Here is a 23,971-nt window from a genome sequence, read left to right on the forward strand (position 1 = left end):
CTAACGAGCGGAAGGAAAGCGCCACCGCCTTCCTGGAGCGGGCGTTGGCTTGGTTTGAAAGCCTCGGCGTCACCGTCGAGCGGGTCATGACCGACAACGGCTCGGCTTACAAAAGCCACCTGTTCCGCGACGCCCTCGCGGCCAGGGCGATCACCCACAAGCGCACCCGCCCCTACACGCCCCGCACCAACGGCAAAGCCGAACGCTTCATCCAGACCACCTTGCGCGAATGGCTCTATGCCACCCCGTACGCCTCCTCCCAGGAACGCACCGCCGCCATGACCCCGTGGCTGTGCGACTACAATAGCCGCAGACCCCACTCCGCACTCGGTGGACAACCGCCAACAAGCAGGCTCACCAAGGACAACCTCCTTGGAAACGACACAAGGGAGCGCGTTGAGACAATGTCCTGGAGCCGCGCTCGATTGCAACGCGATCGGGCACAGCCCTAGCCCGATTTCGCGCTGCCCCGATCCGATTCGAGGGCGACGATGATCCGGCGGTCCCCGGCGCGCCGGGTGAAGCCGGTGGCGTCGAGATGTTCGAGGAGGGGGATCGAGAACTTGCGCGAAATGCCCAGCGTCGCGCCCGCCTCTCGGGCGAGGAAGCCGGTCTCCGGCGTCGCCGCGTTGGGGAAGGCCTCGGTGAGGCGCGTCCGGGCGCTCGCCACCGCCTCCCGGTGGAACAGGACGGCGCGGCGCTGAACCCGGTCGATCGCCCGGATCACCGTCCCGGCGCCGACGAGATAGGTCAGGGCCTCCCGCCGCCGCACATCCCGGCCGACGGCCTCGCTCTCGTCCGGCGGATTCAGGCCGGCGCGCCGGAAGATCTGTTCCAGGCGGCGGGCGGCCTCGCTTTCGTTGCGGGCAGGGTCGAAATCGGCGCGCCGCCACAGGGTGCCGGCTTGGCTTACCGAACCCGTTGCCGCGAGGACGCGCAGCGCCGTCCCGACGAGCATGTCCGGAAGCGCCAGCGAACGCGACAGGCGTTCCAGGGCAATGCCGTGCTCCATCGGGTTGTCGCGGTGATGCTGTGCGAGGGCCGCCAGGATTCCGGTCTGCAAAGCCGCGAAGGCCGCGGCGCCGATGAAGCGGTCGCCGACCTCGCGCGCGCCGGACGCGATCAGCGTCTGCCGGGCGCGATCCGGTGCGATGCCGGCGAGCCGGGCGAGTTCCGCCAGGGAGGCGCCGGTCGCGCCGGCCTGCCCGAGGCGCACGGCGAGCGCCTGATCCGGCTTCCCCGACGCGAGCGCGGCGAGATCGGCCATGACCCGCGGATCTTTGCGGCGTCGGCGACGGCTCTCCGGATCGAGGATGCGCCCACCCGCGACGGTGGCGGCCGGCGAATCCAGCCGCAGAACATAGGGTTCCCGCGCCGGCACGGCGACGGGCTGCGCGAGATGCACCTGCGCCTGCGTGCTGGCACCCGGCTCCAGGGCATCGCGATCGAGCAGGCGCAGCCGGGCTTCGACCTCGGTGGTCCCGAAGAGCAGGCGGCAGGTGGTGCCGCTCGCCAGGGGCGCCTCCGCACTGGCGGCGGCCGTGATCGACACATCGAGCCACGTGCTCGGCACGAGCAGCCCCGCCGGCGCGAGAGCCTGTCCCCGGGCGATCTCGTCGAGTCCGATGCCGCGCAGCGCGACCGCCGTGCGTCGTCCCGGCTCGGCCCGCTCCACCGGACGGCCGTGGATCTGAAGGCCGCGCACCACCGCGCTCCGGCCGCCCGGCACGATCTCGACCGGGTCGCCGACCATGAGCGACCCGCGCCGCAGGGTTCCGGTCACGACCGTTCCGAAGCCGGCCCGGGAGAAGACCCGATCCACAGGCAGGTAGGGGAAGCCGTCGTCGAGGCCGTCTTCGGCTTCGGTCAGCAGCCCGGCCAGCGCCGCCTTGAGTGCGGACAGGCCCGCACCCGTCACCGTCGAGGTCGCGATCACCGGACCCGCCTCAAGCCCGGCCCGGGCCGCTGCGGACGCGATTTCGGCCGAACGCGCGGCGATCGCCTCGGGGCTGGCGAGATCGGACTTCGTGAGCGCCAGGACGCCGCGGCGCACGCCGATCAGCCGCGCGATCTCGAGGTGCTCGACGGTCTGCGGCTTGATGCCCTCATGCGCATCCACCGCCAGCAGGACGGCCCGCATGCCGGTGGCGCCCGATACCATGGCGCGCACGAACCGCTCGTGGCCGGGCAGATCGACGAGATCGATCTCACCCTCTTCGGTCGCCAGGAGCGCGAAACCCGGCACGATCGAGACGCCGCGGGCCTGCTCCTCCTTCAGCCTGTCGGTCTCGATCCCGGTGAGGGCGCGGACCAGAGCCGTCTTGCCGTGATCCACATGCCCGATGACGCCCACAAGTAGTGTCTTCAACGTGATCACCGACCAGACCATCTCCGCGGCGCTGCCGTCCCAGCAGCGCGCACCTCGCGACTCATCGGGAATCCCGCCGCACCGGCTCGTCGTCGAGCCGAGGGCCGCCGGACGGTCGGGGCCGGAGCGTGCGCGGCAGATGGATTGTGGACAACTTGTTTTGCCATGCGTTTGCGATTTGGGAAAGCGCGATTTTCACGCAGCGCAACATGCCCGACACGCAGAGCCCTGGCGCAAGCTTGGCCAAACCTCCCCATGAAATGTTTGTTTTTGCTAGATTGACGTCGAAGAACAGGGTGGTCGGCAGGACCGGCCGCGACAGTTCGCTGCAACCCGGCGCATGCCCGACACCGTTGGGGCCGCGCGGTCACGAAGAGGAGCGCATGAGCGAGAGCAGAGGCAAGGCCGAGGAGCCGCGGGAGGTCGAGCTGAAGCTCGTCTGTGCGGGGCCCGATCTGACGGTGCTGGCCGCCCATCCGCTGCTCCCGGGCGCGGCGGAGGCCGAGCGCGCGCACGTGGTCAGCACGTATTACGACACGCCGACGCGCGATCTGCAGGCAGCCGGCCTGACGCTGCGGGTCCGTGCCAAGGGCGGACGCTACATCCAGACCGTCAAGGCGGGGACAGGCGATGTCGGGCTGTTCGATCGGGCCGAGTGGGAAACCGAGATCTCCGGTGAGACTCCCGATCCGGCCGCCTGGGCCGGGACGGCCGCCGAAGCGGTCCTGCGCGAGGCCGATGCGCCGGTGCAGCGGCTGTTTTCGACGGTGGTCATGCGTCGGGAATTCCCGGTCGTTCAGGGGGAGTCGCGCATCCTCGTGACGCTCGATGAGGGCCGCGTCGAAAGCCCGGCCGGCGACGCCCCGCTCTGCGAGGTCGAACTTGAGCTTCAGCAGGGTAATCCGGCCGACCTGTTCCAGCTGGCGCAGGCCCTGGCCGAGACGGTGCCCCTGCGCCTCAGCGCGCTCAGCAAGAGCGCGATCGGCTACGCGCTGATCGACGGGAGCGGACGCTCCGCCGTCAAGGCCGAGGCGATCGATCTGCCGGACGATGCCAGCGCCGGCACGGTGTTCCGCCAGGTCGCGCGCGCCTGTCTGCGCCACTTGCGGCTCAACGAGACCGTGTTTCTCGAAGGCGGTCAGCCGGTCGAAGCCCTGCATCAGATCCGCGTCTCCCTCCGCCGGCTGCGCTCGGCCCTGTCCCTGTTCGCTCCGATGCTGGAGGGCGATCCCCGGGCGGTGGGCTTCGCCGACGAGATCAAGCGGGTGACCGAACCCTTCGGTCACGCCCGCAACCTCGACGTGTTCCTCGGGCACACCCTGCCGGACCTCGCCAAGGAGCGCCCCGACGATGCCGGCCTCGACGGGCTGCGCGAACGGGCCGAGGCGGAGCGGGAGCGCGCCTACGACGTGGTCCTGGCAACCCTGCAGAGCCCGCAATGGCGCAGCCTGATCATCGATTTCGCCGGATGGGTCGAGACGGGTGCGTGGGCCGCGCAGCCGGCCGCCGCCGAACCGGGACGCGACTTGGCCGCAAGGGTGCTCGACGCGGCGCGCGGGCGCCTGAAGAAGCGCGGACGCGGCCTCAAGCACCTCGACCCGCACACGCGGCACCGGGCCCGGATCGCCGCCAAGAAGTTGCGCTATGGTGCGGAGTTCTTCTCGGGCCTCTACCACAAGAAGAAGGCGCGGCGCCGTCAGGAAAAGTTCGGCGACGCCCTGTCGGACCTTCAGGATCATCTCGGGGCGCTCAACGACCTTGAGACGGCCCGGTCGATGACAGAGAGCCTTGCCGGTCCGCCGATGCCCGGCTCGGATGATCCGGGCGCGCGGGACCTTCTGAAGGCCGCAGCCGATGCCCGGTCCGACCTCCTCGACGTGAAGCCCTTCTGGCGGTGAGATGGGCGCCGCGCCGATCGGCAGCGGGCGCGGCTGCGTTTCCGTGCCTCCCCGCCCAAGGGGCTACGGCGACTCAGATTGTGGTTTCGGCAGGCTCATCCATCGGCAGGGTGAGGCGCGGGCCTGCCGCGAGCCCGTGTGACGCGCTGAGGTGGGAAGAGATGCGCTGAGCCGGTCTGTCCGCGATAGGAGGCTACGGGCATCGTCGACCAGGCCGGCACATCGTTCGGAGCAGGCCCTGCCCAACGAGACGGACGCATCGGCGTCGGAAAAAGAAATGTTGTTCGCCGACGGAGACCGCCGCCGGCACGAAGATCGGGCCTGGGGGGCACCCGAACATCGTACCGGCGGCGTGACGACGGCGGCGGATCCTGCTGGGGGGAACTCGGTCCGCAACCCGTCAACCGCGCGTCGGCGCGGATGCGTTCATATTCGCAGGGCGATGTTGCCGAAGCATGTCTGCCGCGCCGGGAATTCGCGGAAGTTGCAATATCAGGTCGCGGCAAATGGGGTCGCCGCAGCGGCTTCCTTCTGCGCCAGCCTCTGCTATCCCTCGCATGTTCCCGCACCCAACCGGGCCCCGGCACAGCCTTCATGAGCCTTCGCGATCTCCTCGGCCAAGTGGGCCGCACCGTCACGGCCTATGTCGGCGACAAGGCCCTGATGCTCGCCGCGGTCTCGGCGGCGGCCAACGTCATCGTGGCCGACGGCGAGGTGGCCGGACAGGAATTCGAGACGGCTCTTCAGGGCCTCAGCGCCGATCCCGTGCTGATGAAGGGCTACGATGCCCTGATGCTCGAGACCGAGCTCTACGAGGGCATCGCCCGGGCGCGGACCCGCCTCGGCCGGGCGGAGAACCTGCGCCATGTCGCGGCGATCGTCGAACGACCTCCGAGCCAGCGCGAGAACGTCTTCCTGATCGCCGCCGACGTCGCCGATCAGGACGGGATCAGCAACATTGAGGCGAGTGCGCTGGGCGAGATCGCCGCTGCGCTGCGGGTCGACGGAGTCGGCCTCCTACGCGCCAATCCGGTGCGGCGTCCACCGGCCTGATTGGCATCGGCGTTGCTGAGGCGGCGCGCCCGGCGCAGAACGGCGGGCGGATCGATGACGTCAACGTGGCACGGCGCTCCGCCGTGGAAGGAACCGGCATGGCCGAGACAAACCTGAGCAAGACCCACAACCTGCGTGCGGACGGGGCACGACTCTGGTCCACGATCCTGGAGACCGCCGCGTTCGGCGGCACGCCGGCCGGCGGGATCAACCGCCTGACGCTCTCGGCCGAGGATGGCCGGGTGCGCGACTGGTTCCGCGATGCCTGCACGGCGGCCGGGCTGGAGGTCTCGGTGGATGCGCTCGGCACACAATACGCCCTGCGCCCGGGCCGGGACATGAGCCGGAAGCCGATCGCGTTCGGCTCGCATCTCGACACGCAGCCCACGGGCGGCAAGTTCGACGGCGTGCTCGGCGTGCTCGCCGGCCTCGAAGTGATGCGCAGCCTCAACGATGCCGGAATCGAGACCGACGCGCCGCTCATGGTGGTCAACTGGACCAACGAGGAGGGCTCCCGCTTCGCCCCCGCCATGATGGCCTCGGCGGCCTATGCGGGCGACTTCACCACCGACGAGATCCTGGCCAAACGCGACGCCGCCGGCACCACGGTGGCGGAGGCCCTCGACGCCATCGGCTATCGCGGGGTCGAGGCCGTCGGCACGCGGGAGATCGGCGCCTTCGTCGAGCTGCATATCGAGCAGGGGCCGATCCTGGAGGCCGAGGGCAAGACCATCGGGGTGGTCGAGGGCGGCCAGGGCATCCTCTGGTTCGACGGGGTGATCACCGGCTTCGAGAGCCATGCCGGCACCACGCCGATGCCGCGCCGCCGGGACGCGCTGCTGGCTTTGTCCGAGTTCGCGCTGGCGGCCGAGCGCATCGCCCTGGCGCATGCCCCCTCGGCGGTGGCCACGATCGGCGAGGCCGCGATCCTGGCGCCGTCCCGCAACGTCGTGCCGGGCCGGGTCGCCTTCACGGTGGACGTGCGCGATCCGCGCTCGGCCACCCTCGACGCCATGGAGGCCGCCCTGCAGGAGGCGGCCGCCGAGATCGCCGGGCGCCGCCGCCTGGCGATCCAGCTCAACCGGATCTGGCGCAAGGAGCCGGTTCCCTTCGACCCCGCCATCGTGGCGGCGATCGACGCGGCGGCGGAGGGCCTGGGCCATGCCCGGCGCCGGATCATCTCGGGGGCCGGACACGATGCCTGCAACCTCGCCGCCAGGGTGCCGGCCGCGATGATCTTCGTGCCATGCAAGGACGGGATCAGCCACAACGAGGCGGAATCCGCGACGCAGGCCGACTGCGCGGCCGGGGCCGACGTGCTGTTGCAGACCGTGTTGCGCCTCGCCAACGCACCCCGACCGGACGGATCCGCCGCGAAATGACGGCGCGGCCAGCGATGTCCGGTGGTGTAAGGCCGCGGAAAATCCGCTAAGGCGCGCCTCATGAGCGCGCAATCCAACCGCGACGCCCGGGGCCGACCGCTCGTCGCGGTCACCGGCCTCGGCGTCGTTTCCTCCCTCGGCCAGGGGCAGACCGAGACCTGGGCGGCCATGACCGAGGGGCGGTCGGGCATCCACGCCATCGCGCGGTTCCCGACCGAGGGCCTGCGCACGCGCATCGCCGGCACGGTGGATTTCCTCGACACAGAGCCCCTGGTGGCGCCGCTCCTGTCCGAGCGCTTCGCCGCCGTTGCGGCCGAGGAGGCGATCGCCCAGGCCGGGATCGGCACCGCGGGCGATTTTCCCGGCGCCCTGTTCATCGCGGTGCCGCCGGTCGAGATGGAATGGCCGCAGCGGCAGGCCCTGGCGCAGGCCGCCGGTGGCGACGGCCCGGTCGATTACGCCGGGCTTCTGCGGGCCGCCGCGACGCGCCGCTTCGATGACTGGCACGACCTGTTCATCTTCGGCACCGTCGCCGATCGCATCGCCGACCGGTTCGGCACGAAGGGCTCGCCGATTTCGCTGTCCACCGCCTGTTCGTCCGGCGCCACCGCGATCCAGCTCGGCGTCGAGGCGATCCGGCGCGGCGAGACCGCGGCGGCGCTCTGCATCGGCACGGACGGTTCGGTGAACCCGGAATCGCTGATCCGCTTCTCGCTGCTCTCGGCGCTCTCGACTCGCAACGACGATCCGGAGGCGGCCTCGAAGCCGTTCTCGAAGGACCGGGACGGCTTCGTCATGGGCGAGGGCGCGGCCGCCCTGGTGCTGGAGGATGCCGAATCCGCACGGGCGCGGGGCGCGAAGATCCTCGGCTACGTGCTCGGCTGCGGCGAGAAGGGCGACGGCTTCCACCGCACCCGCTCCAGCCCCGACGGGGCGCCGATCATCGCGGCGATCCGGGCGAGCCTGGAGGATGCCGGGCTCGAACCCGACGGGATCGACACGGTCAACGCCCACGGCACCTCGACGCCGGAGAACGACAAGATGGAGGCCCTGGGTCTCGGGGCGGTGTTCGGCGAGCGCGCCGCCGCCCTGCCGGTGACCTCCAACAAGTCGATGATCGGTCACACCCTGACGGCTGCGGGCGCCATCGAGGCGGCGGTGTCGCTGCTCACCATCCGCCACGGCCGCATCCCGCCGACCATCAACCACCGGGTGCCGGATCCGACGATCGCCCTCGACATCGTCGAGACGGCCCGCGACCTGCCGGTGCGCACGGTGCTGTCGAACTCCTTCGGCTTCGGCGGCCAGAACACCTGCCTCGTCCTCGGCGCGGAGCCGGCGTGAGCGCGGCCTCACCCCACCGCCGCGTCCTCGTCACGGGCGGCGCGTCCGGGATCGGCGCGGCGATCGTCCGGGCCCTGGCGGGCGCGGGCTTCGCGGTGGATTTCACCTACCGGTCGTCGGCCGAGGCCGCCGAGGCGCTGCGCGCGGAACTCGGCGCGGCGCATCCGGAGCGCAGCTTCGCGGCCCATGCCCTCGACCTCGCCGACCGGGTCGCCCTCGACGCCTTCTGCGCGGCCGCGGAGGAGAACGGCTATTACGGGCTCGCCCACAATGCCGGCCAGTCCTACGATGCGCTGGCCGCCATGCTCGATCAGGAGCAGGCCGAGGCGGCCATGCAGGTCAACTTCTTCTCGCTGACCCGCCTCGCCAAGACGCTGGTCCGTCCGATGACCCGGGCGCGGTCCGGCCGCATCGTGGCGATCGGGTCGGTCGCGGCCCTGCGGGCCAATGCCGGCAACGCCGCCTACGCCGCCACCAAGGGGGCGCTGATCGCCTATTGCCGCACGCTGGCGATCGAGGCGGCCAAGCGCGGCGTCACCGTCAACGTGATCGCCCCCGGCTTCGTCGACACGGCCATGATGGCGCGCTACGCCGCCCATCGGGACGGGATGGAGCGGCAGATCCCCGCCGGGCGGTTCGCGCAGCCCGAAGATGTCGCGGCGCTCGCGGCCTTCCTGATGGGCGAGGGAGCGTCCTACATCACCGGCGCGGTGCTGCCGGTCGATGGCGGCCTGACCGCGATGATGGGCGTCCACCGGGCCTGACCCGCGATGCCGAACCGGACGATTCCGCCGATGCGCGCCAGCACCGCCCTCACCGCCGTCTTCTCCGTGTCAGCGATGCTCGCCGCCGGGCCGGCGTGGGCCGAGCCCGAAGCCTACCGGGTCACGGGCCTGCCGCCGGGCGAGGCCCTGAGCATCCGCGTGGAGCCCGATGCCGCGGCCGAGCAGATCGGCGAGATCCGCGTCCGCGCCCTGGTCTTCGGCTGCACCAACGACACGCCGAGCCGCACGACGTGGTGCCGGGTCAAGGCCGGCCGGACCCTGGGCTGGGCGCGGCGGCGCTATCTGGCGCCGGAATAGGTCGTCACTTGAGCTGGATGCGTCGTCGGACGCGATGATCGGCGAGGCCCTGTTGATCCGCGCCAGGACGGCGCGTAGCTCTCGATAGGAGGTGCAGCGATGGCGACCCTGATCCTGCGCGACGACGTTCTTCGGGCGCGGCCTGTCGAGGACAATCCGGACCTGGGCCGGGCCATCCGGACGTTGCCGTCGGACCAGCCCCTCGTGCTCCGGATCGAGGGCAGACCCCTACGCTTTCGCAAGGTCGTCGACGCGGCGACCGGACATCCGACCGACGGCGTCCGGCCGGAGCCCGTCGACGCGGAGATCTGGCATGACTTGCAGTCCCGCCGCGGTTCGATGATCACCGTCGAGCCTGAGCGGCCGATGCCCGATCCGTATCTGCTGTCTCTGAGCGCGACGCTGACGGAGTGGAACAGCCCGGACGATGCCGCAGCCTATGACGGCCTATGAACGCTTCGACGTTCTGACGGCGCTCTTTCCGTTCATCGACGTACCGGTCCGCAAGCCGCGGCCAGTCATGGGGGTCTCAAACGGCGCCTTCAACACCGCGAACGGGCATGTCGTAACCGCGATGATTACCACGGGCGCCGGCAGCCGCTGGCGGAGCGACCACCCGATCCTCGATCTGGCTGCGGCTGGCCTCAGACATCCGTCGGTGGTTCGCTGCAAGCTGTTCACGCTCCCGAACACGCAGATCGGCCGCCGGATCGGACATCTCGCCGCGGAGGATCGCGCGTAACTCGCGATCCATTTCGCAGCAATCCTGCACGCCTGATGGAGATCGCGGTGCCGCCGGATCGGGGGGCGCCGACGATGGAAAGACGATGATGGTACAAGCCCTCCAGCTCTTCGGCGACCGCGACCTGCGCCTGACCGAGATCGAGCCTGCGCCCACCCCCGGTCCGGGCGAGGTGCGGATCCGCATCCGCGCCGTCGGCCTCAACTTCATCGACGTCTGGGGCTTTCGCGGCATGGCCTTCGCCAAGCGCAGGCTGCCCCTCGTGGTCGGCGCGGAGGCGGCGGGTGCGATCGAGGCCGTGGGGGAGGGCGTCGCGGATCTCGTCCCCGGCGACCGGGTCGTGCCCTACGGGGCGATGACCTGCGGCCAATGCCGCGCCTGCCGCGAGGGCCGGGACAACCTCTGCGAGGACGTGTCCGGCGTGATGGGCTTTCACCTCGATGGCTTCGCTCGGGAGTTGGTGACGCTGCCGTCCCGCCTCGTCGTGAAGGTGCCGGACGGGGTGAGCGACACGGATGCCGCCTGCGCCGGCATCGCCTTCGGCACCGTCCAGCACATGCTGTTCGACAACGCCCGGCTCGAGCCCGGGGAGAGCGTGCTCGTCCATGCCGGCGGGTCGGGGATCGGCACCGCGGCGATCCGCATGGCCAAGGCGATCGGCTGCACCGTCTACACGACGGTCGGCGACGACGAGAAAGGCCGCAGGGCCGCCGAGCTCGGCGCCGACCACGTGATCAATTACCGGACCGAGCGGTTCGAGGGCGAGGTCCGGCGGCTGACCAAGCGCAAGGGTGTCGATGTGGTGTTCGAGCATGTCGGCGCCGACACGTGGAACGGCTCGCTGCTCTGCCTCAAGCGGGGTGGGCGGCTGGTCACCTGCGGCTCGACCTCGGGCGTCTCGGCGACCATGAACCTGATGCAGCTGTTCCAGCAGCAATACCGAATCACCGGCTCGTTCGGCTGCTCGCTTGCCAATATCCGCCAGTCGCTCGACAAGATGGCATCCGGTATCCGACCGGTGGTGGATACCGTCTACCCGCTCGCCGACTTCGCCCAGGGGCTGGAGCGCCTGGAATCGCGAAAGGTCTTCGGCAAGATCCTCGTCAGCCTGTAGTGCGTTTCGCGCTGCGGCGAACATCGCGTAAACGGGGCCGTACGGGTGCGTGGGGCGGCCCGGATCTGCCCGGGATATAACAGTGCTGCGTCTCGCCCTCGTTCTGAAACGGTCCTGGCCGCGCCTTGCGGGCTACGCCATGATCCCGCTGATCCGCGCCCTGGTCTGGCTGGCCCGGCTCCTCGGGCCGGAGCGCGCGACCGGCTTCGGGGCCGGGATGCTGCGCCGGATCGGGCCGCTCCTGCCGGCCCACCGCACCGCCCTGGCGAATCTGCAGGCGGCCTTCCCGGATCTGCCGGAGGCGGAGCGCCGGCGGATCGCCCTGGAGGCCTGGGACAATCTCGGCCGTGTGGGGGCCGAATACGCCCATCTCGACAGCCTGTTCGATTACGATCCGGCGGCGACAGGGCCGCTGCGGACCGAGGTCGCGGGCATCGAGCATTTCTTCGCCCTGCGCGACGACGGCGAGCCGGGCCTGATCTTCTCCGCGCACCTCGCCAACTGGGAATTGCCGGCGATCTGCGCAGCCCGGTTCGGCCTCGACGCGACGGCGGTGTTCCGGCCGCCCAACAACCCGGCGGCCGCCCGCCTCGTGCAGGAGGTCCGCCGCCGGTCCATGGGCGGGCTGGCGGCCTCGACGCCGGGCGCGGTCTTCGCCATGCGGGACGTGGTGGAGAACGGCGGCCATCTCGGCCAGCTGATCGACCAGCACTTCACCCGCGGCGTCGTGGTGCAGTTCCTCGGCCGGCCCTGCCTCGCCAATCCGCTCCTCGCCAAGCTCGCCCGGCACTATGCGTGTCCGGTCCACGGCGTCCGGGTCGTCCGGCTTCCGGAGGGTCGCTTCAAGCTCGAACTGACGCCGCCGCTCGATCTGCCACGGGCCTCGGATGGGACCATCGACGTGCCGCGCGCCATGCAGGCGATGACCGCCGTCGTCGAGGGCTGGGTGCGCGAGAATCCCGGGCAGTGGCTGTGGATGCACCGGCGCTGGCGCCCGGACATGTTGCCGAGGGCCCGAACGGCACCGGCCGCATCCGCGACACCAGTACATCCGTCTCAAGCCAACGTGATTTCACAGACGGCGGACCAGACGCTCTGATGGTGCGATGACGCCTCGGCACCGCGCCTGGATTCGCGACCGCCGCGCGCTTGGCGCGGCCGTGCTGCTCGGCACCGCCGCGGCTGCCTCGGCGGCGCGGGCCGAGCCGGTTCGCGCGGTCGTGGAGCTGTTCACCAGCCAGGGCTGCGGCGCCTGCCGTTCGGCCGAACCTGTCCTGCGCGACCTGTCCCGGCAGCCCGGGGTGATCGCCCTGACCCTGCCGGTGACCTACTGGGATTATCTTGGCTGGAAAGACACCCTGGCGTCGCGTCCGCTCACCGAGCGCCAGCGCGGTTATGCCCGGGGGCGCGGCGGCCGTCAGGTCTTCACGCCACAGGCGGTGGTGGATGGCAGCGGCGTGGCGGTGGGATCCGACAGGGCCTCCCTGGAGCGGCTGATGCGCGATGGGGGCCAGCGCGGCGGATTGCCGGTTTCCGTGCGCAGCGAGGCGCGCGGGGACCGGATCTGGATCGAAATCGGGGCCGCACCGGACGCCAAGGCGGAGCTGCACGGCGAGGTCTGGCTGGTTCCCGTGCTGCGCCGCCGGGCGATCGCGATCCAGTCCGGCGAGAATGGCGGACGCACCGCGACCTACGTCAACGTGGTGCGGGGGCTGCAGCACCTCGGCCATTGGAACGGGCAGGCCCTCACCCTCGACGTGCCCGACACGGAGGCCGATGTCGCCGACGCGGATAGCTGGGTGGTGCTGCTCCAGGGCGGCGCGGAAAACCGGCCCGGCCGCATCTTCGGCGCCGCGAAGGGGCCGGGGCTCTAGGCGGCCCGAGGCTCCCGGACCGGGAAGCCTCATTTCAGGCTGATCGGATCGATCTGCCGACGCCCGTCCCGCCGGTGCCGCTCCCTCGATTCACGGGCGAGTCCCGCGAGCTTGGCATCGAGCCGATCCGACAGGCGGCCGACGAGGCCGATCGTCGCGTCGATGACGCGGCTGACGAGCGCGACGGTGCCGATCACGGCCGCGACGAGTACGCTTTCGATGAGGCGCAGGATCCGGTGGACGAGATGCATGGGAAGAGGTCTCGGGGTTGCGGCGCGGGGCGCACCGTCGCGGAGGCGAGATAGCGTCGTCGGTGGCCCGCAGCATGGGACCAAAAGCGGCGCCGCGCCGAAGGCCTCGCACGGAACCAATCCGGCTCGCGCCGCCCGGGCGGCATTGAGGCTGTGCCGGCACCGCGAACCTGCGGGGTAGCGCGTCCGTTGCACGGGTTGCGGCGGCGCTCACGCGCTGCATTCCTGATCGAGTGTCGACCATGCGGCGACGCCACCTCCTGTCCGGCCTGCTCGCGGCCCTTTCGCTCGCGGGACGACGCGCCGGGGCGGCCGATCAGCCGGACGTCGATGTCCTCTTGGTGCTCGCCGTGGATGTGTCCCTCAGCATCAGCGAGGCGCGTTTCGATCTCGAACGGCGCGGCTATGCCGAGGCCTTCGCCGATCCCCGCGTCCTGCGCGCCATTGGTGACGGGCCGGCCGGACGGATCGGCGTCGCCCTGTTCGACTGGGCCGGGCCCGGGGAGCAGCGCGTTGCGGTCGACTGGATGATCATCGGTTCCGCGCAGGATGCGGCGGTCTTCGCGGCGCGGCTCGCCGCGGTGCCGCGCCCGTTCTACGGCCGGACCGCGATCGGCTCCGCCCTGGGCTTCGCGGCCGACCTCCTGGCGCGGGCGCCGTTCCGGACCGAGCGGAAGGTGATCGACATCTCGGGTGACGGCACCGGCAATGCCGGCCGCTCCACCCCCGACGCCCGGGACGCCGCCGTCTCGGCCGGCATCACCGTCAACGGCATCGTGGTCCTCACCGATCCGGAGGGCATGCCGAGCTTCCTGAGGGAGCACACCAACCCGCCCGGCGGCCTCGCGGCCTATTATCGGGATCACGTCATCGGCGGGGAGGGGGCGTTCGTGATGAGCGCCGAGAGTTTCGAGGCGTTCGGCCGCGCCATCATCGCCAAGTTGATCCGCGAGATTTCGTGACGGGCCGCGGATCGCGTCACCCGCAGCGCTCGCGCAGCACGGTCGACGGCGCTACGTTCATCCCGCACGCGCTGGTTAAGGCGCGGCCAGGGAGGAACCAGAATGCGGATCTCGGCCGACGGGCTGTCCGCCTATGTGCGGGACATCTTCGTGCGCGAGGGCTGCGCCGAGGCGGAGGCCGAGCGGATCGGCCGCTTCCTGGTGGCGGCCAACCTGACGGGACATGACAGCCACGGCGTCGTCCGGGTGTCCCGCTACGTCGAGTGGTTGCGCACCGGCGAGGTCGAGGCGGGCCGGACACCCGAGATCGTCACCGATGCGCCGTGCTTCGCCCTGTTGGATGCCCAGTACGGGTTCGGCCAGACCGCCGGCCCCTTCGCGGTCGATCTGGGGATCGCCAAGGCGCGGGCGAACGGCGTCGCGATCGTCGCGCTCCGGCATGCCGGGCATCTCGGCCGGATCGGCGAATGGTCCGAGCGCGCCGCCGCCGCCGGGCTGGTCTCGGTCCATTTCGTCAACGTGGCGGGGAGCCTTCTGGTGGCACCCTTCGGCTCCGTCGAGCGGCGGTTCTCGACCGCGCCGTTCTCGGCCGGCTTCCCGGTGCCGGGTGCCGACCCGATCATCCTGGATTTCGCCACATCGTTGGTGGCCGAGGGCAAGGTGCTGGTCGCCTCCCGGGGCGGCAAGCCGCTGCCGGAGGGCGCGCTGATCGAGCCTGACGGACGCCTCAGCGCGGATCCGGCGACCCTGTTCGGCCCGCTCGACGGCGACGCGCGCGACAACCAGCGCGGTGCGGGCGCGATCCGGGCCTTCGGCGAGCACAAGGGCTCGGGGTTGGCGCTGATGTGCGAGCTGCTCGCCGGCGCGCTCACCGGATCGGGCACGGCGGGGCCGGGCAAGCGCCGGATCTGCAACGGCATGCTCTCGATCTACGTGACGCCCGCCGCCCTCGGCACCGAGGACGTGCTGGCGTCGGAGGCGCGGACCTATCTCGATTTCTTCAAGAGCGCCCGCCCGATGCCCGGCGCCGAGGTGCTGCTGCCCGGCGAGCCGGAGCGCCGGATGCGGGCCCAGCGCCTCGCGGAGGGCGTACCGCTGCCCGAACCGGTCTGGGACACGCTGCGCGCCGCCGGTCGGCCGCACGGGCTCGACGGGGACGCCTACCGCGCCTGACCCGGCGGCGGACGACGGTCTTTGCGGCGACCCCCGGCCAGAATGGGGGCGCCGCGCCAAGCGGGGACGCCATCCCCACGTTTCGGGAGGAACACGATGCCTCGCCTACGCTGGCTCATGATCGGCCTCTGCATGGCCGCCAACGCGATCAACTACATCGATCGCGCCAATCTCGCGGTTGCCGCCCCGTCCATGTCGAAGGAACTGGGGCTCAACGCCACCGATATGGGCCTGATCCTGTCGGGGTTCTTCTGGACCTACGCGATCATGCAATTGCCCTTCGGCTACGTGGCCGACCGGGTCGGCGCGCGGCTCTCGCTGGTCGTGGCGGTGGTCTGGTGGTCGGCCTGCACGGCGCTGACCGCCGCGGGACGGGGGTTCCTGTCGCTGCTCGGCCTGCGCATGCTGCTCGGCGTCGGCGAGGCCGGAGCCTACCCGTCCTTCGCCAAGGTCGCGGCCTCGTGGTTCCCGCGCAGCGAGCGGAGCTTTGCCAGCAGCGTCTTCGACAGCGGCTCGCGGGTCGGCTCGGCGCTCGCGATCCCGCTGGTCTCCTGGGTGATCGCGACGCTCGGCTGGCGCGAATCCTTCATCGTCACCGGGGTGCTCGGCTTCGTCTGGGCCGTGTTCTGGATGTGGCTCTACCGCGAGCCCGAGAACCACCCCGCCGTCTCGGCCGAAGACCTCGCGCGGCTGCGCGCCGCGCAGGACCGGCCGAAATCCGTCGATGCCGCCGCGGCTCAGGAACAGGTGCCGTGGCTGTCGCTGTTCCGCTACCGGACGGTCTGGGGGATGATGGCCGGGTTCTTCTGCCTGAACTTCGTGATCTACTTCTTCATCACGTGGTTCCCGACCTACCTCGTGAAGGCGCGGGGCTTCTCGCTTGCGGAACTCGGCACCCTTGGCAGCCTGCCGGCTTTGGCTTCGATCCCCGCGGGCTGGCTCGGCGGCTTCGCCTCCGACGCGCTCTACCGCCGGGGCTGGAGCCTCACCGCCGCCCGCAAGACCTGCCTCGTCGGCGGCATGCTGATGTCCTCGGTGATCACGCTCTCGATCATCGCGCCGAACGTCTACGTGGCTTTGCTGTGCTTCGCGGTGGCCTATGGCAGCCTCGCCTTCACGGCGGCCTCGATCTGGGCGCTGCCCGGGGACGTGGCGCCGACGCCGGCCCACGTGGCCTCGATCGGCGGCATCCAGAACTTCGCCTCGAACGTCGCCGGCATCGTGACCACGACCTTCACCGGCGTGATGCTGACCGTCACGCAGGGCTCGTTCGTCATCCCGCTGATCGTGGCCGGCGGGTTCTGCCTGCTCGGCGCCTTCATCTACCTGTTCGTGGTCGGCGAGATCGCGCCGCTGCCGGTCCGGGAGGCCCGCGCCCCGGCGCTGCGGCCCGAGGCGGCCCGATGAGCGCCACGACGCATCGCCAGGAGAGACCCATGTCCGCCTATCCCGTCATCACCCTGCGGCCGGACGACGGCGTCGTCGTCGCCCGCGGCGCCATCGAGCCCGGCACGCCGGTCGCCGACGGCGTCACCGCCGCCGAGCGGATCCCGGCCGGTCACAAGGTCGCGGTGCGCCCGCACCGCAGCGGCGAGGCGGTGACCAAGTACGGCCAGATCATCGGCTTCGCCAAGGCGGACATCGCCCCCGGGCGGCACGTCCACGTCCACAATCTCGGGATGGGCGAGTTCGCGCGCGACTACGCGTTCGGGGTCGATGCGAAGCCGACCCGGCTCGTCACGCCGCCTGCGACCTTCCAGGGCATCCGCCGCCCGGACGGGCGGGTCGCGACCCGCAACTATGTCGGCATCCTCACCTCGGTGAATTGCAGCGCGCACGTCGCCGACCTGATCGCCGACGCGTTCCGGCGCCACCCGATCCTCGGGCTCGATCCGCTGGCCGCCTATCCGAACGTCGATGGCGTGGTGGCGCTCACCCACAAGACCGGATGCGGCATGGCGATGGGCGAGCCGCTGCGGCTCCTGCGCCGCACGCTCGCGGGCTATGCCCGACACGTCAACTTCTCGCACATCGTGATGATCGGGCTCGGCTGCGAGGTGAACCAGATCGGCGCCTTCCTGGAGGAGCAGGGGCTCGGCGACCGGATCCGCAGCATGAACATCCAGTCGCTTGGCGGCACCCGCAAGACCGTGGAGGCGGGCATCGCCTTCGTGAAGGGCATTCTGGACGAGGCCAACGTCGTCCATCGCGAGCCGGTGCCGGCGAGCGAGCTGATCGTCGCCCTGCAATGCGGCGGGTCGGACGGCTATTCCGGCGTCTCGGCCAATCCGGCGCTCGGCATCGCCAGCGACCTCGTGGTCCAGAACGGCGGCACCGTGATCCTGTCGGAGACCACCGAGACCTACGGCGCCGAGCACCTGTTCACCCGGCGCGCCGTCAGCCCGGAGGTCGGCCAGAAGCTCGTGGACCTGATGCGCTGGTGGGAGGACTACACCCGCAAGGAAGGCTCGGAGATCGACGCTAACCCGTCGCCCGGCAACAAGGCCGGCGGCCTGACCACGATCCTGGAAAAGTCGCTGGGCGCCATGGCCAAGGCCGGGAGCACCAACCTCGTCGACGTGCTGCGCTACGCCGATCCGGTCACCGCCAAGGGCTTCGTGTTCATGGACACGCCCGGCTACGATCCGGTCTCGGCGACCGGGCAGGTGGCGGGCGGGGCGAATCTCGTGTGCTTCACCACCGGCCGCGGCAGCGTGTTCGGCTGCAAGCCGGCGCCCTCGATCAAGATCGCCACCAATTCGGCCATGTACCGGCGGCTCGAGGAGGACATGGACGTCAATTGCGGCACGATCCTCGACGGTGAGGAGAGTGTCGAGCAGGCCGGGCGGCGGATTTTTGAGCTGATCCTGAAGGTCGCGGGCGGCGAGCGGACGAAGAGCGAGCAGTTCGATTTCGGATCGTCGGAATTCGCGCCCTGGCAGATCGGCGCGACGGTGTGAGGATTAGAGGTCTGTCCGCACCACGCCCGGAAAATCCAGGATGAAATCGGGGCCGAAGGCGGTTGCCGGCGTGTGGAAGCCCGCCGGCACCGCGTTGGCGGCGAGGCGGCGGGTGACTTCCAGGGCGGTCAACGCGGTCAGGGTGTAGCCTTCGGGCGTCTCCATGCGACTGGCCGCCCGATGCCCCGCATTGTCCCAGGCCTCGGCCAGGAAGGTACTGCGCGCCGTCTTGCGCGCGGATTCGGAGGGCCCGGCGGGGAGCCGGTCGATGCCGCGATTGATCAGCCGCTGCGCGGTCCCGCCCGCGATGATCCGCCGGATCCCGGCCGGCAGGCCGGCGGCGGCCGCCATGGCGGGGAAGGCCTCGAAATACACGTCGATGTTGGGGACGTGCGTCGAGTACCACGCGCTCGACACGTCGCCCCAGCCGAGACCCACCGTCCGGCGCGGACCGCGGCCGAAATCGGCGCTGCCGCGGGGCGGACTCGGCAGCTCGACGATCCGGCCGTCCCGGCGGACCCGCGTGCCCCAGGCGATGCCCTCGACCATGGTGCGGGCCGTGCCCCGGCTGAAGCCGCCGAAGCCGCCGATCGAGATCCGCAGATGCGTCGCGCCGGGAAGCCGCCGCGCCACATGGGCCGCGAGACAGTCGCTCGGCACCACGTCGAAGCCCGCGGCCGGAAGGAGGACGATGCCGGCCGCCTTCGCCTCCGCGTCGCGGGCGGCGAGCGCCTCCAGCACCGAGATCTCGCCCGTGATGTCGACGTAATGCGCCCCCGCGGCGAGGCACGCCTCGGCCATCGGCCGGGCCGTCTTCGAGAACGGGCCGGCGGCGTGGATCACCACCGTGACCCCGGCGAGCGCGGCCCGGAGGGCGTCCGGCACGTCGAGGCGCGCGGCGCGCGATTCGAAGCCGAGCCGTTCGGCGAGCGGGCGCAACTTTTCCGGATCGCGCCCGGCCAGGATCGGCCGCAGCCCCTGCGCGCGCGCGTGTTCGGCGAGCAGCGTGCCGGTGTAGCCGGTGGCGCCGTAGATGAGGATCGTGCCCATGGCCGGGATTCTGCCATCGTGCTTGCGTGTGTGAAAGCGCGCCGCGCCCCGCCCGGATTCACCGCATCGGTGCCTGACCCGGGGCGCGGCAGGGCGGCCAACATCCCCGGTCGCGATACGGTTCGCCCAGGAGCCACATGACGATGAACCGGTCCCTTCGACTCACGCTCAGCGCCGGCGCCCTACTGGCATTGCTCACCGGCCCGACAGGGGCGGCCGATCGGCTGGTCACCGTGGCGGCGCAGCCCGAGCTGAAGCCCGGCCTCGCCGCGATGCCTCAGATCGCGGCGCCGGCCGACGATGCGGAGCGCCGGATCAATACCGCACTCCGGCGCTTCGACGGCAACGTCCGCAAGGCGGCCCGGTCCTGTCAGGCCGACGGTGGGGCGCACAGTTCCTGGACGCGGACGATCCGCACGCCGATGCACGGGCCCCGCTTCCTGAGCGTCGAGATCGCCGACGACATGTTCTGCGGCGGCGCGCATCCGAGCACCGGCCTGATGGCGATCGTGTACGATCTGACGACCGGCGCACCGGTCGATTGGGCCACGCTGCTGCCGCCGACGCTGACCGGCAAGGTCGCCCTGGTGGAAGGCCTGGACGGGACCAAGATGGTGACGCTGGCCTCCAAGCGGCTGCACGCGCTCTATCTCGACCGCTACCGTCCGAAGGACAGCAAGGCGAAGCGCGACGGGGACGACAACGATTGCCGGGCGGTGGTGCAGGAAACCCCGCTCGGCGACCCGCCGGCCATGATGGCGTGGCTCGACGCCAAGGCGGGCGGCCTCGCGGTCCAGTTCGATCTGCCCCACTACGCGCAGGCCTGCGCCGACACGGTCGTGATCCCGAACGCGGTGCTGCGCCGCGAGGGTGCCCAGCCCGTCCTGACCGACGCGATCGACGCCGCGCATGCCGCGCCGTGACGGGTTCGGTCGGTGGCCATCGGGCAGGGCTTAAACGGGGGCGGCAGACGGCGTAGCCTGCCGCTCAGGCGGGAAGCCGCCGCACGTCGGGGATCAGTCATGCGCGCGTCCCGCATCGCCGAAGGCGTCGCCGAGCCGTTCGGCGCCTTCGCAGACCTGCCCGCTCTGTCGCCCCTGCGGCAGGCCGTCGTGGCGGCCTGCCGGCGGCCCGAGCCGGACTGCGTGGCGCCGCTCGTCGAACAGGCGCGCCTGCCCGCCGAGGCGACCACCCGCGTCGCCACCACGGCCCGCGCGCTCGTCGAGTCCCTGCGCCGCCGAACCCGCCGCGGCGGGGTCGAGGGCCTGATCCAGGAATACGCCCTCTCAAGCGAGGAGGGCGTCGCGCTGATGTGCCTCGCCGAGGCGCTGCTGCGCATCCCCGACGCCGCCACCCGCGACGCGCTGATCCGCGACAAGATCGCCCGCGGCGACTGGGCGGCCCATCTCGGCCACAGCCCGTCGCCCTTCGTCAACGCGGCGACCTGGGGCCTGCTGGTCACCGGCCGCCTCGTCGCGACCCGGGACGAGGCAGGCCTGTCCGCCGCGCTCACCCGCATGATCGCCCGCGGCGGCGAGCCGCTGATCCGCGGGGGTGTCGACCTCGCCGTCCGGATGATGGGCGAGCAGTTCGTAACCGGACGGTCGATCGCCGAGGCCCTGCGCAACGCCGCCCGGATGGAGGCTAAGGGCTTCACCTACTCGTACGACATGCTGGGCGAGGCCGCTGTGACCGCCGAGGACGCGGCGCGCTACCTCGCCTCCTACACGGACGCGATCCGGGCGATCGGCGCGGCCTCGGCCGGGCGCGGGGTGCTGGCCGGCCCGGGAATCTCGATCAAGCTGTCGGCGCTCCACCCGCGCTATGTCCGAGCGCAGCGCGGCCGCGTCCTGGCCGAGCTGGTCCCGCGCGTCCGGGGCTTGGCCCGGCTCGCCAAGGACTTCGATATCGGCCTCAACATCGACGCCGAGGAGTCCGACCGGCTCGACCTGTCGCTCGACATCCTCGAACGGCTCGCCCTGGAGCCGGAGCTCGCCGGCTGGGACGGGCTCGGCTTCGTCGTCCAGGCCTACGGCAAGCGCTGCCCCTTCGTGATCGACGTGCTGATCGACCTCGCCCGGCGCAGCCGGCGGCGCCTGATGGTGCGGCTCGTCAAGGGCGCCTATTGGGACAGCGAGATCAAGCGCGCCCAGGTCGACGGGCTTTCCGACTTCCCGGTCTTCACCCGCAAGGTCCACACGGACGTGTCGTACCGCGCCTGCGCGCGCCGGCTCCTCGACGCCCCCGACGCGGTGTTCCCGCAATTCGCGACCCACAACGCGCAGACGCTCGCCGCCATCGTGGAGATGGCGGGGCCGGATTTCCGCCTCGGCCAGTACGAGTTCCAGTGCCTGCACGGCATGGGCGAGCCGCTCTACGAGGCTGTGGTGTCGGGCGAAGGCCCACGGCGCCCGTGCCGGATCTACGCGCCCGTGGGCACGCACGAGACGCTGCTCGCCTACCTCGTGCGGCGGCTCCTGGAGAACGGGGCGAACACCTCCTTCGTGAATCGCGTCGCCGACGAATCGGTGCCGGTCGAGGCCCTGATCGCCGATCCCGTGGCTCTGGTGGAGGCCATGCCGGAGCCGGGCGCGCCGCACGAGCGGATCGCCCCGCCCGGCGGCCTCTACGGACCGGCCCGGGTCAACGCCCCCGGCCTCGATCTCGCCGACGAGGCCGCCCTCCGGCAACTGGCGGACGGGCTGACGGAGAGCGGCCGGATCGCGTGGCGGGCGGCGCCGCCAGGAGGCGGGGCGGCTGAAATCCCCGTGCACAACCCGGCCGATCATCGGGACGTGGTCGGCGTCTCTCGACCGGCGACGGCGGCCGACATCGAGCGGGCTCTCGTGCGCGCCGAGGCCGCCGCACCGGGCTGGGCGGAAACAGAGCCAGCCGAGCGGGCCGCCGGCCTGCGCCGCGCCGCCGACGCCTTCGCGGCGCGGATGCCGACGCTGATCGGGCTCATCGTGCGGGAGGCGGGCAAGTCGTACGGCAACGCGGTCGCGGAGATCCGCGAGGCCGTGGATTTTTTGCGCTACTACGCGGCCGAGGCCGAACGGACGCTCCGCCGGGGCCACGAGCCGCTCGGGCCGGTGGCCTGCATCGCGCCCTGGAATTTTCCGCTCGCGATCTTCGTCGGGCAGGTGGCGGCCGCCCTGGCGGCCGGCAACACGGTCCTGGCCAAGCCCGCCGAGGAGACGCCGCTTACCGCCGCGGAGGCGGTGCGGGTGCTGCACGACGCCGGCATCCCGGAGGACGCGCTGCAGCTCCTGCCGGGCGACGGCACGGTCGGCGCCGCGTTGGTCGGCGATGCCCGGGTCCAGGGCGTGGTGTTCACGGGCTCGACCGCGGTCGCCAAGGCGATCCAGCGCCGCCTCGCCGAACGGCTCGGCCGCCACGGCGATCCCGTCCCCCTCATCGCCGAGACCGGCGGCCAGAACGCCATGGTGGTGGATTCCTCCGCCCTGGCCGAGCAGGTTGTGGCGGACGTGATCGCCTCGGCCTTCGACTCGGCGGGCCAGCGCTGCTCGGCCCTGCGGATCCTCTGCCTGCAGGAGGAGATCGCCGACCGGATCCTGTCCCTGCTGAAGGGCGCGCTGCGTGAGCTGACGGTCGGCGATCCCCGCCGCCTGTCCACGGATGTGGGGCCGGTCATCACCGCCGAGGCGGCCGAGGCCATCACCGGCCACGTGGCGGCGATGCGCGCCCGGGGCTTTGCCGTCGAGCAACTCGCCCTCCCGCCCGTAACCGCTGCCGGAACCTTCGTGCCGCCGACCCTGATCGAGATCGGCCATGTGGCGGATGTCGAGCGCGAGGTGTTCGGGCCGGTGCTGCACGTGCTGCGCTACCGGCGCGCAGACCTCGACGATCTCCTGTCGGCCATCGACTCCACCGGCTACGGCCTGACCTTCGGCCTGCACAGCCGCATCGACCAGACGATCGCCCGGGCGCTCGGTCGCGTCCGGGCCGGCAACCGGTACGTGAACCGCAACATCATCGGCGCGGTGGTCGGCGTGCAGCCCTTCGGCGGCTCCGGCCTGTCGGGGACGGGCCCGAAGGCCGGCGGGCCGCTCTATCTCGGTCGGCTCGTCAGACGGGCGCCGGACCGGGCGCTCGACGGGCTGGCGGCGGACGCGTTTCCGCTTCCGAGCTATCTCGCTTGGCTGACCGCGCAGGGCCGCGGCGCCCTGGCCGAGCGTCTGGCGCGGGCGCGCTACCCGGCCTTGACGGAGATCGCCCTGACGGGACCGGTCGGGGAGCGCAACCTCTATGCCCTCCGCCCACGCGGGCGGGTTGCTGCCGTTGCCCGGACGGAAACGGGGCTCCTGATCCAGATCGGGACGATTCTGGCCTGCGGCGACGCGGCCGTTGCGGTGGGCGCCGAGCGGCACCGCGATGTCCTGCGGGACCTGCCGGCCGACTTGGCGGCGCGGGTCGCCTATGCGCCGGATCTCGACGCGGCAGGCGATATTCGCGCGCTCCTGTTCGAGGGCGATCCGGACGATCTGCTGACCCTCGCCGCGACCGTCGCGGCCTGGCCCGGCCCGATCCTGGCGATCCAGGCGCGGAGCCCGGACGGGCTGGCCAACGGCGACCTCTATGAGGCGGCGGCCCTCGTCGAGGAGGTCTCGACCGCGATCAACACGGCGGCCGCCGGGGGCAATGCCAGCCTGATGAGCGTGGGGTGAGGGCGGGTTGGCTCGCCTTCAGGCGTCAAG

The 23,971-nt window shown here is 71.4% G+C and carries 21 protein-coding genes; 18 read left to right on the forward strand and 3 right to left on the reverse strand.

What is annotated here, in order from left to right:
* The coding region (locus FVE89_RS06150) for an integrase core domain-containing protein (RefSeq protein WP_160533158.1) at positions 1–452 on the forward strand (452 nt) is incomplete at its 5' end.
* Here FVE89_RS06150 and selB read toward each other — a convergent pair.
* The gene (gene selB / locus FVE89_RS06155; protein ID WP_160533159.1) at positions 449–2,389 is read right to left on the reverse strand and encodes a selenocysteine-specific translation elongation factor; all 1,941 of its coding nucleotides are present in this window, start codon (positions 2,387–2,389) and stop codon (positions 449–451) included. The genes FVE89_RS06150 and selB overlap by 4 nt on opposite strands.
* A gap of 362 nt (positions 2,390–2,751) precedes the next feature.
* On the opposite strand from selB, the gene FVE89_RS06160 reads away from it, so the two are divergent.
* The 11 genes from FVE89_RS06160 to FVE89_RS06210 all read left to right on the forward strand — a co-directional run bounded on the left by FVE89_RS06160 (position 2,752) and on the right by FVE89_RS06210 (position 12,857).
* On the forward strand, positions 2,752–4,266 hold the full coding sequence (locus FVE89_RS06160; protein WP_160533160.1) for a CYTH and CHAD domain-containing protein: 1,515 nt from the start codon (positions 2,752–2,754) through the stop codon (positions 4,264–4,266).
* Between the two features lie 594 nt (positions 4,267–4,860).
* Positions 4,861–5,319: a tellurite resistance TerB family protein gene (locus FVE89_RS06165; protein WP_160533161.1), complete on the forward strand. Its 459-nt coding sequence runs from the start codon at positions 4,861–4,863 to the stop codon at positions 5,317–5,319.
* Positions 5,320–5,417: 98 nt separating this feature from the next.
* The gene (locus FVE89_RS06170) at positions 5,418–6,701 is read left to right on the forward strand and encodes a Zn-dependent hydrolase (RefSeq protein WP_246730517.1); all 1,284 of its coding nucleotides are present in this window, start codon (positions 5,418–5,420) and stop codon (positions 6,699–6,701) included.
* A gap of 60 nt (positions 6,702–6,761) precedes the next feature.
* On the forward strand, positions 6,762–8,045 hold the full coding sequence (locus tag FVE89_RS06175; protein ID WP_160533162.1) for a beta-ketoacyl-ACP synthase: 1,284 nt from the start codon (positions 6,762–6,764) through the stop codon (positions 8,043–8,045).
* Complete coding sequence (locus tag FVE89_RS06180; protein ID WP_160533163.1) at positions 8,042–8,809, forward strand: SDR family NAD(P)-dependent oxidoreductase; 768 nt, start codon at positions 8,042–8,044, stop codon at positions 8,807–8,809. Before FVE89_RS06175 ends, FVE89_RS06180 begins: the two co-directional genes overlap by 4 nt.
* 30 nt (positions 8,810–8,839) lie before the next feature.
* On the forward strand, positions 8,840–9,127 hold the full coding sequence (locus FVE89_RS06185; RefSeq protein ID WP_160533164.1) for an SH3 domain-containing protein: 288 nt from the start codon (positions 8,840–8,842) through the stop codon (positions 9,125–9,127).
* Between the two features lie 99 nt (positions 9,128–9,226).
* On the forward strand, positions 9,227–9,580 hold the full coding sequence (locus tag FVE89_RS06190; protein ID WP_160533165.1) for a hypothetical protein: 354 nt from the start codon (positions 9,227–9,229) through the stop codon (positions 9,578–9,580).
* The gene (locus tag FVE89_RS06195) at positions 9,567–9,869 is read left to right on the forward strand and encodes a type II toxin-antitoxin system PemK/MazF family toxin (RefSeq protein WP_160533166.1); all 303 of its coding nucleotides are present in this window, start codon (positions 9,567–9,569) and stop codon (positions 9,867–9,869) included. Before FVE89_RS06190 ends, FVE89_RS06195 begins: the two co-directional genes overlap by 14 nt.
* Before the next feature lie 88 nt (positions 9,870–9,957).
* Positions 9,958–10,983: a zinc-binding dehydrogenase gene (locus FVE89_RS06200; RefSeq protein WP_160533167.1), complete on the forward strand. Its 1,026-nt coding sequence runs from the start codon at positions 9,958–9,960 to the stop codon at positions 10,981–10,983.
* A gap of 82 nt (positions 10,984–11,065) precedes the next feature.
* On the forward strand, positions 11,066–12,082 hold the full coding sequence (locus FVE89_RS06205) for a lipid A biosynthesis lauroyl acyltransferase (RefSeq protein ID WP_160533168.1): 1,017 nt from the start codon (positions 11,066–11,068) through the stop codon (positions 12,080–12,082).
* Between the two features lie 7 nt (positions 12,083–12,089).
* Positions 12,090–12,857 carry a DUF1223 domain-containing protein gene (locus tag FVE89_RS06210; RefSeq protein WP_160533169.1) on the forward strand — a complete coding sequence of 256 codons (768 nt, stop codon included), beginning with the start codon at positions 12,090–12,092 and terminating at the stop codon, positions 12,855–12,857.
* Between the two features lie 29 nt (positions 12,858–12,886).
* Here the strand turns inward: FVE89_RS06210 and FVE89_RS06215 are convergent, their stop codons facing one another.
* Positions 12,887–13,108: a hypothetical protein gene (locus FVE89_RS06215; RefSeq protein WP_160533170.1), complete on the reverse strand. Its 222-nt coding sequence runs from the start codon at positions 13,106–13,108 to the stop codon at positions 12,887–12,889.
* Positions 13,109–13,350: 242 nt separating this feature from the next.
* Between FVE89_RS06215 and FVE89_RS06220 the strand changes: the two genes are divergently transcribed.
* The 4 genes from FVE89_RS06220 (at position 13,351) to FVE89_RS06235 (ending at position 18,203) form a co-directional block, all read left to right on the forward strand.
* On the forward strand, positions 13,351–14,070 hold the full coding sequence (locus FVE89_RS06220; RefSeq protein ID WP_160533171.1) for a DUF1194 domain-containing protein: 720 nt from the start codon (positions 13,351–13,353) through the stop codon (positions 14,068–14,070).
* A 102-nt stretch (positions 14,071–14,172) separates the two neighbouring features.
* A complete protein-coding gene (locus tag FVE89_RS06225) occupies positions 14,173–15,243 on the forward strand; it encodes a malate/lactate/ureidoglycolate dehydrogenase (protein ID WP_160533172.1) in 1,071 nt (356 codons plus the stop codon).
* A gap of 96 nt (positions 15,244–15,339) precedes the next feature.
* The gene (locus FVE89_RS06230) at positions 15,340–16,650 is read left to right on the forward strand and encodes an MFS transporter (protein ID WP_160533173.1); all 1,311 of its coding nucleotides are present in this window, start codon (positions 15,340–15,342) and stop codon (positions 16,648–16,650) included.
* Between the two features lie 29 nt (positions 16,651–16,679).
* Positions 16,680–18,203 carry an altronate dehydratase family protein gene (locus tag FVE89_RS06235; RefSeq protein ID WP_160533174.1) on the forward strand — a complete coding sequence of 508 codons (1,524 nt, stop codon included), beginning with the start codon at positions 16,680–16,682 and terminating at the stop codon, positions 18,201–18,203.
* A gap of 3 nt (positions 18,204–18,206) precedes the next feature.
* Here the strand turns inward: FVE89_RS06235 and FVE89_RS06240 are convergent, their stop codons facing one another.
* Positions 18,207–19,253 (reverse strand): saccharopine dehydrogenase NADP-binding domain-containing protein, encoded by a 1,047-nt coding sequence (locus FVE89_RS06240; protein WP_160533175.1) that lies wholly within the window; start codon positions 19,251–19,253, stop codon positions 18,207–18,209.
* Between the two features lie 143 nt (positions 19,254–19,396).
* On the opposite strand from FVE89_RS06240, the gene FVE89_RS06245 reads away from it, so the two are divergent.
* The gene (locus FVE89_RS06245; protein WP_160533176.1) at positions 19,397–20,176 is read left to right on the forward strand and encodes a hypothetical protein; all 780 of its coding nucleotides are present in this window, start codon (positions 19,397–19,399) and stop codon (positions 20,174–20,176) included.
* Positions 20,177–20,275: 99 nt separating this feature from the next.
* Positions 20,276–23,941 carry a trifunctional transcriptional regulator/proline dehydrogenase/L-glutamate gamma-semialdehyde dehydrogenase gene (gene putA, locus FVE89_RS06250; protein ID WP_160533177.1) on the forward strand — a complete coding sequence of 1,222 codons (3,666 nt, stop codon included), beginning with the start codon at positions 20,276–20,278 and terminating at the stop codon, positions 23,939–23,941.
* Positions 23,942–23,971 lie beyond the last annotated feature (30 nt).

The sequence above is a fragment of the Methylobacterium sp. 2A genome, from assembly GCF_009806555.1.
Classification (GTDB): domain Bacteria; phylum Pseudomonadota; class Alphaproteobacteria; order Rhizobiales; family Beijerinckiaceae; genus Methylobacterium.

What these genes read in the sequence shown, in the direction of transcription:
- selB (WP_160533159.1), bottom strand. Translation starts at nt 2,389, where the DNA reads ATGGTCTGGTCGGTGATCACGTTGAAGACACTACTTGTGGGCGTCATC.
- FVE89_RS06160 (WP_160533160.1), top strand. Translation starts at nt 2,752, where the DNA reads ATGAGCGAGAGCAGAGGCAAGGCCGAGGAGCCGCGGGAGGTCGAGCTG.
- FVE89_RS06165 (WP_160533161.1), top strand. Translation starts at nt 4,861, where the DNA reads ATGAGCCTTCGCGATCTCCTCGGCCAAGTGGGCCGCACCGTCACGGCC.
- FVE89_RS06170 (WP_246730517.1), top strand. Translation starts at nt 5,418, where the DNA reads ATGGCCGAGACAAACCTGAGCAAGACCCACAACCTGCGTGCGGACGGG.
- FVE89_RS06175 (WP_160533162.1), top strand. Translation starts at nt 6,762, where the DNA reads ATGAGCGCGCAATCCAACCGCGACGCCCGGGGCCGACCGCTCGTCGCG.
- FVE89_RS06185 (WP_160533164.1), top strand. Translation starts at nt 8,840, where the DNA reads ATGCGCGCCAGCACCGCCCTCACCGCCGTCTTCTCCGTGTCAGCGATG.
- FVE89_RS06190 (WP_160533165.1), top strand. Translation starts at nt 9,227, where the DNA reads ATGGCGACCCTGATCCTGCGCGACGACGTTCTTCGGGCGCGGCCTGTC.
- FVE89_RS06195 (WP_160533166.1), top strand. Translation starts at nt 9,567, where the DNA reads ATGACGGCCTATGAACGCTTCGACGTTCTGACGGCGCTCTTTCCGTTC.
- FVE89_RS06200 (WP_160533167.1), top strand. Translation starts at nt 9,958, where the DNA reads ATGGTACAAGCCCTCCAGCTCTTCGGCGACCGCGACCTGCGCCTGACC.
- FVE89_RS06210 (WP_160533169.1), top strand. Translation starts at nt 12,090, where the DNA reads ATGACGCCTCGGCACCGCGCCTGGATTCGCGACCGCCGCGCGCTTGGC.
- FVE89_RS06215 (WP_160533170.1), bottom strand. Translation starts at nt 13,108, where the DNA reads ATGCATCTCGTCCACCGGATCCTGCGCCTCATCGAAAGCGTACTCGTC.
- FVE89_RS06220 (WP_160533171.1), top strand. Translation starts at nt 13,351, where the DNA reads ATGCGGCGACGCCACCTCCTGTCCGGCCTGCTCGCGGCCCTTTCGCTC.
- FVE89_RS06225 (WP_160533172.1), top strand. Translation starts at nt 14,173, where the DNA reads ATGCGGATCTCGGCCGACGGGCTGTCCGCCTATGTGCGGGACATCTTC.
- FVE89_RS06230 (WP_160533173.1), top strand. Translation starts at nt 15,340, where the DNA reads ATGCCTCGCCTACGCTGGCTCATGATCGGCCTCTGCATGGCCGCCAAC.
- FVE89_RS06235 (WP_160533174.1), top strand. Translation starts at nt 16,680, where the DNA reads ATGTCCGCCTATCCCGTCATCACCCTGCGGCCGGACGACGGCGTCGTC.
- FVE89_RS06240 (WP_160533175.1), bottom strand. Translation starts at nt 19,253, where the DNA reads ATGGGCACGATCCTCATCTACGGCGCCACCGGCTACACCGGCACGCTG.
- FVE89_RS06245 (WP_160533176.1), top strand. Translation starts at nt 19,397, where the DNA reads ATGAACCGGTCCCTTCGACTCACGCTCAGCGCCGGCGCCCTACTGGCA.
- putA (WP_160533177.1), top strand. Translation starts at nt 20,276, where the DNA reads ATGCGCGCGTCCCGCATCGCCGAAGGCGTCGCCGAGCCGTTCGGCGCC.